This window comes from Mycobacterium sp. E136 (assembly GCF_001666865.1).
Classification (GTDB): domain Bacteria; phylum Actinomycetota; class Actinomycetes; order Mycobacteriales; family Mycobacteriaceae; genus Mycobacterium.
Genome location: NZ_LZJE01000057.1, coordinates 1 through 10,002, shown reverse-complemented (window position 1 = coordinate 10,002; position 10,002 = coordinate 1). Strand labels below are relative to the sequence as shown.

Here is a 10,002-nt window from a genome sequence, read left to right as displayed (position 1 = left end):
GTGGCCCGCACCGCCGCGGCGACGATTTGGCCGAACAATCGGCGCTTGTACGGCAGGGCAGCGCCCCCGCCGCGGCGCGTCACCTTCGGCACCGGGCAGCCGAAGTTCATGTCGATGTGGTCGGCGAGCCCCTCGTCGACGATCATCTTCGCCGCGGCGTAGGTGTTCTGCGGATCGACCGAGTACAGCTGTAGCGAGCGCGGGTTCTCGTCGGGCGCGAACGTCACCATGTGCATGGTCCCCGGATGACGCTCCACGAGCGCCCGCGCGGTGACCATCTCGCAGACGTAGAGCCCGCTGACCGTGCCCGCCCGCGCCAACTCGAGTTCGCGGCACAGGGTGCGGAACGCGACGTTGGTCACACCGGCCATCGGCGCAAGTACGACTGGGCTGCGGAGCCGTATCGGGCCGATCAGCAGTTCGCACCTGTCGGCCAGAACCGTCATGAGGTCGAGGAGGCCAAGACCTTCTTCGCGGAAGCCTTCTCGGCCTTGCGTGCCTCTCGCTCGAGGCGACGCTGCTTGGATTCCTCGAACTTCTGCGAGGCCTCCTCGAGCTCCTCGACCAGCACGCCGAGGTCGTCGCGCATCCGCGCGGCCTCGCCGGTGAAGTCTTCGCGTTCGAAGATCCGCCACTTCTTCAGCACCGGCATCACCACGTCATCGAGGTGGATCCGGGGATCGTAGACGCCGCCGACGGCGATGATCACGGCCTTGCGGCGGAACTCCGGAACCGTGTACCCGGGCATCTTGAAGTTGCGCAGCACGCGGTGCAGCGAGTGCATCGCCTGGTCGGGCGCGATCTCGAAGCCGGCCTCGCTGACGTCGCGGTAGAAGATCATGTGCAGGTTCTCATCGGCCGAGACCCGCGCGAGCAGCTGGTCGGCGATGGTCTCGTTGCACGCCTTACCCGTGTTGCGGTGCGAAACGCGGGTGGCCAGCTCCTGGAAGGTCACGTAGATGACCGAGTCGAAGAGGCTCTCGGCGAAGAGGTCGCCCTGCTGGTTCTGGCCGGGCGAGAAACCGCGGGTGACCTGCTCGATACGCAGCTGCTCGAGCTGAACGGGATCGACCGCACGGGTCACGACGAGGTAGTCGCGCAACGCGATGCCGTGCCGGTTCTCCTCGGCGGTCCACCGGTTGACCCACTGGCCCCACGCGCCGTCCATGCCCATGTTCATCGCGATCTCGCGGTGATAGGACGGCAGGTTGTCCTCGGTCAGCAGGTTCTGGATCATCGCCACCTGCGCGACCTCGGACAGCTGCGACTGTTCCGGATGCCAGTCCTCGCCGCCCAGCGCATAGTAGTTCTTGCCGTCCGACCACGGGATGTAGTCGTGCGGGTTCCAGTCCTTGCGCATTGTCAGGTGCCGGTTGAGGTACTTCTCAACGACAGGCTCGAGCTCATGCAGCAGATGTAGGTCAGTCAAGTTCTCGTGCATTGATCCTTACTCCTTCTCGCGTGCGAGAGCCCCACCCAGTTAGATATCTGTACCCGTTGGTTGCACTCAATATATCTGTGTACCCCGGTGACATTCAAGTTCCGGCAACGGTGTCACAACCGCCCCATCAGACGCACCTGTCGTTGTAGTATCCCGTCGGGCAAACTCCCGCGCCCGGTATTCGGCATCACTGGAGACTCGGAGGACGGGCGTTGCTCACGTTTCGCCATCTATTGGTAAGCGCAACCGCCGCGGCGGTGGCTGCGGGCGCCGCGCTCATCGGCGCGGGTCAGGCGGGCGCCGTCCCCGACGTTGTCGACCGCCCCTATAAAGACGCCAAGAGAATCATCCAGCAATACGGCGGTAACGCCGTCGTCGCGACTCGGGTGGGCAGCAGCGCCGACGAAGGTGACTGCCTGGTGACGAACGCATGGGATGCGGCGGTGCGGCGGCCCAACTCACGTGGTCGCCCGATCGCCAACAGCGATGTGATGGTCGCGCTGAATTGCAACGGCGCGCTGGCCGCGCCCGGGGTGCCGGGCAACTCGGCGATGAGCCCGGTGGGCCGCGACGCCAAGGCCGAACAGCAACGCCGAGAGACCAAGGCCGCCCGCGAAGCGGCCACTCTGGAGGAGCAGGAGTTGACCGCTCCTGTGACGCCGGACAACTGAGCTTTCGGCGCCCAGACCTTCGCGCCTCCTTCCGGTGGCGGTGTATATCGAACCGCAATAGACTGCGGCCAGCGTTTACACGGCGGTCATCGCCCGGACACGGAGGTTTGGGGCACGTGAAGAGGGTCATCTCGATCGGCTGCATGTCGGTGATGAGCGTCGCGGCCACGTCGGCCGTTCTGCTGGGTTCGGGCATCGCCTCCGCCGCTCCGAGCGTGGTGGGTATGAAGTACTCCGACGCCCAGGAGGAGATCGAGAACGCCGGAGGCAAGGCGGTTGTCGCCTCTCGGGTCGGCGACAAGCTCGACCTCGGCGACTGCATCGTCACCAACATCTGGGACTCGTCCTTCCTGCGTATCGATCAGGCCGACTCGAGTGAGATGTCCGTCGCGCTGAACTGCGCCGGCGAGTACGCGACCGCCACGAATCCCGGTGCGTCGGTGGCAGATCCGCTCGGCCGTGCGGCAAAGTCGAAGGCCGAAGAGGAAGCCGCGAACCAGGAACAGCAGGAACTGGAAAACCCGGTCACGCCCGACGAGTAACGCAGTCTTCACAACCCGCAACGATTTTCACTCGGCGTCAACCCTCCCGCATCACCGCGTTCACATGACCCCGTGAGGGTGGCGTGGAATCCGTGCCGGGGTGGACGGCCGCACGCCGCACCCGTCCCGGCGCACACTCATGGAGGCGAGCAGAGCATGCGAATGCGAGTGCTGGGGGTCGGCGCTGCGGTGTCGACGATGCTGTTGAGCGCGGCGCTGTTGACTACAGCGCTGTTGACTACCCCGAAGGCGACGGCCGCTCCCGACGTCGTCGGACAGACGTACTCCGATGCGGCGTCGGCCATCGAGGAGGAGGGTGGCACGGCGGTGGTGGCCGCCCGAGTGGGGGACAAGCTCGACCAGGGCGACTGCATCGTCACCAACGCCTGGGACGCGTCGTTTCTGCGCATCGACGCCTCCGGCAGCCAGGTCCATCTCGCGCTGAACTGTGCGGGCGGTTACGCGACCGCGACCAATCCCGGTGCGTCGGTTGCCAATCCGCTCGGCCGTGCGGCCAAGTCGAAGGCCGAAGAGGAAGCCGAGAACCAGGAACTCGAAGAGCTGGAAGCGCCGGTCACGCCCGACGAGTAGGGCCGTCTAATAGCTCGAGACCCGGCCGAGCAGCATCTCGACGCAGTAGTCGATGAAGTGCTCCCGCGTCACGGTCAGCCTGCCCTCGAGGTAAGCGATGAACAACGCGGTCAGGGCGCCGATCAAGCCGGTGGCCGCCATCGCCGCCCGATCCGGATCGGTGACGCGGGTGAGCTTGCGGTGCAGCAACTCGATGAAGCTGGGCATCCATTCGGCGCCCGAGCGCGTCAGCACCGGCTCGCTGGTCGGCGCGAGCAGCAAGACCCTGCCCCGTGTCGGGTCGTCGACCATCAGGGCCACGAATCGTTCGACCGCGTCACGTGGTGTCTGCGCAGAAGACAGCGTCTCCATCGCTTTGGCGCACACGTCGTCGTAGACCGCGCGGACGAACTCGTCGCGATCGGCGAAGCTTTCGTAGAAGTAGCGCTCGGTCAACCCGGCCGCCCGGCATACGGCGCGGACGGTGAGGGACGGGCCCCCGGCGGCGCCGAGAAGCCCCACACCCGCGGCGATGAGTTCGTCGCGGCGGAGCACCTGACGGTCCTGCAGCGGCACGCCGGACCATCGGCCCCGTCTTTGACCGGACGGCACAACCCTCCTAAGCTCGGCATGACAACGCCCGTAGTCAGAATCTGATCCAACCGGACGGAAGTACACCAGTGACTCAAGATACGTCGGAATCATGCCCCGTGTCCTGGGAGCACCACGCGCCCGCCGGGCAGGCGATGGGGTCCGGAATGGCGGCCGGCTGTCCGGTGACGTCCGGCGGATACGATGCGCCGCCCCTGCCGCTTGGGCCCGACTCGCTGACGTGGAGGTACTTCGGCCAGTGGACCGGCCTGTTCCAGGGCACGTGGGCCGGATCGATGCAGAACATGCACCCGCAACTGGGTGCCGCCGTCAAGGATCACTCGATCTTCTTCATGGAGCGCATCCCGCGGCTGCTGCGCTCGATCTACCCCATCGGCGGGGTGGTCTTCGATGGTGAGCGCGCGCCGAAGACGGGTGCGGAGGTGCGTGACTACCACATCGGCATCAAGGGCACCGACGAGCGCGGCCGGCGATACAGCGCGCTCAATCCCGACGTCTTCTACTGGGCCCACGCGACTTTCTTCAAGTCCACCCTGCTGGCGGCCGAGAAGTTCGGCGGCGGGCTGACCGAGGACCAGAAGCGCCGGCTGTTCGACGAACACATCACCTGGTACCGGATGTACGGGATGAGCATGCGTCCGGTGCCCAAGACGTGGGAAGAATTCCAGGAGTACTGGGATCACATGTGCCGCAACGTCTTGGAGAACAACTGGGCGGCCCGCGAGGTGATGGACCTTTCGACCATGCCCAAGCACCCCTCGCTGGAGTGGATCCCGAATCCGTTGTGGCGGTTGAACTTGAAGGTGATGCAGCGCTTCCTGACGTTCATGACCGTCGCGCTCTATGACCCGCCGGTGCGAGAGCTGATGGGCTACACCTGGTCACCGCGGCAGGAGTGGCTGCACCGGCGCTTCTGCGATGTCGTCACGTTCGCCACCAAGGTGTTGCCGAGGCGGTGGCTGATGCACCCGCGCAAGCGCTCGGCGATGGATCGCGCGACGGGTCGACTGCCCGCCGACGCGCAGCTGGTCGAGACGCCGGCACGCAACCTGCCGCCGGTCGAGTACCGCGGTCAGCCCCAGTTCTATTGCCCGCAGGTGTGATTCGACGTCCGATCACCGACACCAGGTGCGGTGATCGTCACGCCGGAACCCGGCGCAAGAGGTCGCCCTCGCCTTGGGGAACACGACGTACGGCGGATCACCCGAGCCGGTGAAGAAGTAGTAGTTGCGGTCGTCCTGACCGTAGACCCACCAGTCGCCCGAACCGTCGTTCATCTGGATGGGCGTAAAGCGCCACGGCGACGATTCCGCGGGAATGACATACGCCGGCTCCGTCACTGCGAACCAGGCATTGGATGCGATCGGCGTTGCGGCGATGACGGCAACGCCAGCCGCGACCACCAGCGCCAGGAGGATTCGCTTGGCCAGCAAGTGGACACGGCGACGTGTCATGTCCGGAACTTACCTCAATGCCGCTGCTCAGAGCCCGTTGGCGTTGACGGATTGGTTTGGGTTGATCTTGACACTCGCGGATCACCGCCGAAACGGCCCGCTACTTACTCGCGCGCTCCATCAGTTAGAGAGTTGTCAGGAATCGGCAGCGTCCTAAAGGGGTTGTGGTGCCCCCGCGGAGTTTCGATCTCCGTACCCGCGGATTAAAAGTCCGCTGCTCTTCCGAGTGAGCTACGGGGGCGCAGCCACTCTATCGGAGGACTTTCTGAGTCGCGCAACCGCTGCCGCCGCGCGTGACTACCAACTGAGCTATCCAGCGTGTCACTTCTCGGCTGAGAGGTGGCACCACCCTCCTCGGGTGTCCTCAGTTCACTATGGGTGCGAACCTTGGTTCCCGCTTCGATCGGAGCAACGTAGCCAGCACGAGCGCCGAGCTGGTTTCCGCCGTTCCGTCCGCGGGCGTTGGTAACCCGGCCTCCTGCTTGGGGGTCCGGGGGTTGATCGGCTGTTTCTTGAGCCCAGAGGGCCAGGTTCACCGCGGCGTTGTGGTCGCGGTCGGCAGTATGACCGCATTCGCAGCTGAACAACCGCTCCCCAAGTTCCATTTGAGTACGCACCGCACCGCAGCGCGAGCATCTCTTCGTAGAAGGGAAGTAGCGGTTCGCATAAACCAATTGTCCGCCGCGCCACGCTTGCTTGTACCGCAGAATACGGGCGAACTCAGACCACCCCGCATCCGAGATAGCCTGCGCTAGGCGGTGATTGGCAAGCATCCCGCTTACATTCAGATCCTCCAGGACTAGCCGGTCGTGATTCTTGACCAGCGAGTTGGATACCCCGTGCAGGAAGTGCCGTCGAACGTTTGCGACCCGATGATGGAGTCGTCGAAGTTTCAGAAGCGTGATTTCGTGTCCGTGTGACCCTCGCTTCCTGCGGGCAAGCTCCCTAGCCAGTCGTCGTTGCCGAGTCACAGCCCTGCGCAGGGGCTGCGGCGGAGCGCCGACGCGTGTGACCAGCGCTCCAGATACATCAGCGGCGACTGCGAATGCCATCAGCCCACGGTCTACACCGACCCAGCCACTGCGATCGGCATCTGACCGTGGAGGGTGACGAAGCGCCGGGTGTAGATCTTCGGCTTCCACGTTCAGCGCAACCCACCATCGACCGGCGCGATGGCTGACAGTCGCGAAAAGAATCCTGGCCCGGTTCGTAGCGAGCATTCGCCGAAGTCGGCGAGTGTCGTCGTGGACTGCCACGACGCCGATCCGGGGCAAGCTGACGGAGCGCGTGCGGCCGGCGTCACCTATGCGGATCGCGGGTCGGCGGCCTTTGCGCTGGGTATTGCGCATCCGGAAGGCAGGAGGCGTGCTCTTTTTCTTCTTGAATTTGGGAAACCCGATCCTCCCGCCTTTACGTCGTCCGGAGCGCGAGTCAGACCACGCCGTCAAGGCTCGCGCGCAGTCGACCGCCCCTTCTTCGAATACCTGCTGGCATATTTCGTCGCGCCATGCCAGGCCGGTGGATATGAGCTCGGCCGATCCATCACTGGCCACGGCCCACACCCGACCTGCAGCTTCGGACTTCTTCCATCGATTGAACGCGATGATCAAATCGAATCCGGTGCGCGGCATTGCTATCCGCTCGCCAGCGCGCTGAGCACGCATTGCGGATTGGACCATTCGAACGCACTGGTTGTAGGCAAAGCGGGACGCTCCCGCGTGACGGGTAAGCGCGTCACGCTGCTCGGCCGTCGGGTCGAGGCAGAATTTGAAGGTGGTGTGGCGCGTCATCCTGCAACCAGGTTCCCACTGGCTACCGACAATCTCGTGAGCCCGCATGGCCCTCGTTTGAGGATTCGGGTGCCGGTACCCTAAGCTACTGAAGCTCCCAACGTCATCGCGTTGCGAGTACCCCGGAGAGATTCGGCTGGCCCCCTTCGTCTAGCGGCCTAGGACGCCGCCCTTTCAAGGCGGTAGCGCGGGTTCGAATCCCGTAGGGGGTACACGCAGCGACCCGTACGATGGGACGCACAGCAAGGCCCTGTGGCGCAGTTGGTTAGCGCGCCGCCCTGTCACGGCGGAGGTCGCGGGTTCAAGTCCCGTCAGGGTCGCCATTGCGGCGAGGCATCTGGGTTACGCCCGACCGGTGCCTTCCGGGCCAGGTAGCTCAGTTGGTACGAGCGTCCGCCTGAAAAGCGGAAGGTCGCCGGTTCGATCCCGGCCCTGGCCACTCAAGTTTCCTGCATCGACACGGGTCGGAGACCCGTCACCGTCGCGACCGCGCGGTACGGAACTCCCCGTCGACGGGTACTGGCCTAGCCTTGGGCTCGTCGTGGAGTTCCAGGAGGAGCAGCACTCAGAAGCGGTGGCGTTCTTCGACCGGCGCCACACAGTTTCCGGGGTCAGCCGCGCCGAGCAACGCCGCCGCTACGACGAACGCAAGCGCACCGAGATCCCCCAACACGGGATGCAGCTCATCGTGATCGAGAAGTCCGCCTTCACGGTGAAGTCGAAGCGGATCGCCCGTGACCGCACACGGGACCTTGCGGTCGTCCGTGAGCACCTCGACCCGCACTGTTGCTGATCCCGTACTTGTCGTGCAACGGCCCACAGGCTGCACTTCCCCGTGTTCATCGGTGTGGTTCACCGACCAGGGGAAGGTGGATCTGTTGGAGCTCACGTAGAGCATGCCCGCAGGCCTGGGGTGATTGCTCGCCGATTGCAACGCAGGTATTTCGCGCTGTCGGGTGGTTACCCGGGCGCATCCGCGACGGCAGCGAGCACATCAGTTGCAAGTGCGGCAACAGAAGCTGCCACCAGGTCGGGGTCGCCGATCCCTTCCTCTGCCCGACCTGCCATGACCGATCCAAGTGCATCGGGGCCGTCGGCGAAAAGAGGTCGCAGCCGATCGAGGCCCTGCTCGGTCACCGTCTTGGAGATCGGGTCGGTCAGTAGGCGCTGAAAGCTCGATCCGAGTGCGGCCGTGTCGGTTGTTGCCAGAAGCAGGCGGTAGATATCGTGAGCGTCCTTGTCGTTGAGGCGGTCAGGTTGGTCGCGCCGTTCATGGATCTTGTGGATTTTCGCAATCAAGAGTGCGGCTGGCCCGGCGACTCGGGCTTCGAAAGTCCTTGTGTCGTCAGGGTCGAGCGCAGATATCGTGCGGAGCTCGTTGTCCACCACGGCGGCTTCCAAGCCGACGGTCCGCCTTGTTGCGTGGTTGGAGTGGGGTGGGATTCGGGCTCCGCGATGAGACCGACCGCCTTGCGACAACGCATCTGGAACCATCAGATCGACCGGGATACCTGCCGGGTTTAGCCATGCTCCCGGTTGCTTGTTCACGTTCGGGTAGAAGCCAGCTCGCTTCATCGCTTCTTCAAGCAGTGGCTCTTCGGGGAGTTCCCGAGGGTCCACCGCCAGGTCGCTGTCCTTAGTTGCCTCGGCGATTGCAACGTCAGCGTGGCCACTGTGAAGATAGATGGCCTGCGCGCCGACCACGACGATCGAATTGTGTTGTTCATTCAGGGCTTCAAGTGCGTCCAGTAGGGCTGAACGGGCTTTGACGAGAAGGTCATCCACGTCGCCACTCACTTTCGTTTCGCTCCATCCATGAGATGAGTTCCTCTCCCTCAGAGGGGTTTCGGCCCGGACCCGTGAGTAGGTCTACTGCCGCCTGTTCAATCGCGACAATGACAGCACCGTCGCGATTGGTACCGGTTCCGGTGAACACGACGTCGTACTTAGGTTCGGCGAGAATCACATTGGCGCCCCTATCCGCTGGCCGTAGGCCCCATGCTTTTGCTGCACGCGCCGCATCATCGACGTAGACCATCGCCGCGCGGGCGGGTGCGTATGGCGCCCACTGCGCTGCCGCGATCGTTCCCGTTATTGCGTACTGCGAGTACCGAGAATTAGCAACTTTGCTCTGCAGCGCCTCTAGGCCGCGAGGCTCGATGTAGCTTGACGTGCGGTTGGTGCGCAAGAAGCTGTAGTCACGACTCCATCGGCGTAGGAGGGTTGGCCAGTCGTTCAGGACGTAGTCCGTTCCCATCTTCTCCACCAGCCCCTCTTCTTGAAGGAACTCCAACACCCGGTACGTTGCGCCGGTGGATGCCCCGGACGCGCCGACGAGATCGCGCGCCGACCACGGCCCCCGCTTTGCGATGAGTGCCCGGACTACACGCGCGGCGGGCTCACCTGCCAGCGATCCGCGCGGCCGGCCCGGGCTTCGCCATGGATCTTTATCGGCGCCCCGGTCGCGAACGAACAGCGCGGGACGTGACGACTGGATCAAGATGTTGCCGGTGGCGTCGATGAACGACATGTTCCCCTGCGATAGCCGCTCGCGAACTGGGGGCGCCAGGTATCGGGACATGACCATGGTCTCGGTGTCGATGAGCTCGCGATCTGCCGCCCACTGCAACTGTTCCGAGATCCTAGGAACGTCGCGGCCGGCGACTAGCCTCTTCGCCTCTACGAGGAACCGAACCTGCTCACCCGCGGGTGCGGTGAGTGCCAGGATCGCGTCTATGGCTGCGTCCATCGGCGGTCTCTGAATGTCGACTCGCCAGTCGTCAGGTAGACGATCGCGGAGTAGTGCGGTGCACTCGGTCAAGATCTCCGCCTCCGTGCCGGGCGGTGGAGTGATTGGTTCAGTCATGAGTATCTCCTGTTCGGAAAACATACCTGTTCCGATGGCTCCGGAACAAGGGGGTT

12 protein-coding genes and 4 tRNA genes are annotated in these 10,002 nt (G+C 64.3%); 8 read left to right on the top strand and 8 right to left on the bottom strand.

From position 1 onward, the window contains the following. Together A5698_RS04170 and A5698_RS04165 are read right to left on the bottom strand one after the other, a co-directional pair. On the bottom strand, positions 1–446 hold a 446-nt coding region (locus tag A5698_RS04170), incomplete at its 3' end, for a tRNA dihydrouridine synthase (RefSeq protein WP_197506648.1). Beyond that, on the bottom strand, positions 443–1,441 hold the full coding sequence (locus A5698_RS04165) for an acyl-ACP desaturase (RefSeq protein WP_067080869.1): 999 nt from the start codon (positions 1,439–1,441) through the stop codon (positions 443–445). The genes A5698_RS04165 and A5698_RS04170, both read right to left, overlap by 4 nt. A 212-nt stretch (positions 1,442–1,653) precedes the next feature. On the opposite strand from A5698_RS04165, the gene A5698_RS04160 reads away from it, so the two are divergent. The 3 genes from A5698_RS04160 to A5698_RS04150 all read left to right on the top strand — a co-directional run bounded on the left by A5698_RS04160 (position 1,654) and on the right by A5698_RS04150 (position 3,245). Continuing rightward, on the top strand, positions 1,654–2,112 hold the full coding sequence (locus A5698_RS04160; protein ID WP_068293613.1) for a PASTA domain-containing protein: 459 nt from the start codon (positions 1,654–1,656) through the stop codon (positions 2,110–2,112). Between the two features lie 116 nt (positions 2,113–2,228). Continuing rightward, a complete protein-coding gene (locus A5698_RS04155) occupies positions 2,229–2,654 on the top strand; it encodes a hypothetical protein (RefSeq protein WP_231967298.1) in 426 nt (141 codons plus the stop codon). Between the two features lie 162 nt (positions 2,655–2,816). Beyond that, positions 2,817–3,245, top strand: a complete 429-nt coding sequence (locus tag A5698_RS04150) for a PASTA domain-containing protein (protein WP_068293610.1) — start codon at positions 2,817–2,819, stop codon at positions 3,243–3,245. 6 nt (positions 3,246–3,251) lie between these two features. Here the strand turns inward: A5698_RS04150 and A5698_RS04145 are convergent, their stop codons facing one another. Beyond that, positions 3,252–3,836, bottom strand: coding sequence for a TetR/AcrR family transcriptional regulator (locus A5698_RS04145; RefSeq protein ID WP_067080878.1), 585 nt, complete (start codon positions 3,834–3,836; stop codon positions 3,252–3,254). Between the two features lie 68 nt (positions 3,837–3,904). Between A5698_RS04145 and A5698_RS04140 the strand changes: the two genes are divergently transcribed. After that, the gene (locus A5698_RS04140) at positions 3,905–4,939 is read left to right on the top strand and encodes an oxygenase MpaB family protein (protein WP_068293607.1); all 1,035 of its coding nucleotides are present in this window, start codon (positions 3,905–3,907) and stop codon (positions 4,937–4,939) included. A gap of 12 nt (positions 4,940–4,951) precedes the next feature. Here the strand turns inward: A5698_RS04140 and A5698_RS04135 are convergent, their stop codons facing one another. From A5698_RS04135 to A5698_RS29805, 3 genes are all read right to left on the bottom strand, one after another. Continuing rightward, entirely contained in the window at positions 4,952–5,290 is a 339-nt protein-coding gene (locus A5698_RS04135) for a hypothetical protein (RefSeq protein ID WP_068293603.1), read from the bottom strand. 165 nt (positions 5,291–5,455) lie between these two features. Beyond that, positions 5,456–5,531, bottom strand: a tRNA-Lys gene (locus A5698_RS04130). Continuing rightward, positions 5,494–7,080, bottom strand: coding sequence for an RNA-guided endonuclease TnpB family protein (locus tag A5698_RS29805; RefSeq protein ID WP_353651805.1), 1,587 nt, complete (start codon positions 7,078–7,080; stop codon positions 5,494–5,496). The genes A5698_RS04130 and A5698_RS29805 overlap by 38 nt, the downstream gene beginning before the upstream one ends. Positions 7,081–7,219: 139 nt before the next feature. On the opposite strand from A5698_RS29805, the gene A5698_RS04125 reads away from it, so the two are divergent. The 4 genes from A5698_RS04125 (at position 7,220) to A5698_RS04110 (ending at position 7,873) form a co-directional block, all read left to right on the top strand. Beyond that, positions 7,220–7,292: transfer RNA gene (locus tag A5698_RS04125), tRNA-Glu, on the top strand. Positions 7,293–7,326: 34 nt separating this feature from the next. Further along, positions 7,327–7,403 (top strand) — tRNA-Asp (locus tag A5698_RS04120). Between the two features lie 42 nt (positions 7,404–7,445). Then, positions 7,446–7,519: transfer RNA gene (locus tag A5698_RS04115), tRNA-Phe, on the top strand. A gap of 102 nt (positions 7,520–7,621) precedes the next feature. Then, positions 7,622–7,873: a hypothetical protein gene (locus A5698_RS04110; RefSeq protein WP_084792244.1), complete on the top strand. Its 252-nt coding sequence runs from the start codon at positions 7,622–7,624 to the stop codon at positions 7,871–7,873. Between the two features lie 167 nt (positions 7,874–8,040). Here A5698_RS04110 and A5698_RS04105 read toward each other — a convergent pair whose 3' ends face one another. Both A5698_RS04105 and A5698_RS04100 read right to left on the bottom strand, forming a co-directional pair. Beyond that, positions 8,041–8,877 (bottom strand): GSU2403 family nucleotidyltransferase fold protein, encoded by an 837-nt coding sequence (locus A5698_RS04105; RefSeq protein ID WP_231967297.1) that lies wholly within the window; start codon positions 8,875–8,877, stop codon positions 8,041–8,043. Beyond that, positions 8,858–10,002, bottom strand: a 1,145-nt coding sequence (locus tag A5698_RS04100; protein ID WP_353651804.1) for a helix-turn-helix domain-containing protein, incomplete at its 5' end; no start/stop codon positions are given. The genes A5698_RS04100 and A5698_RS04105, both read right to left, overlap by 20 nt.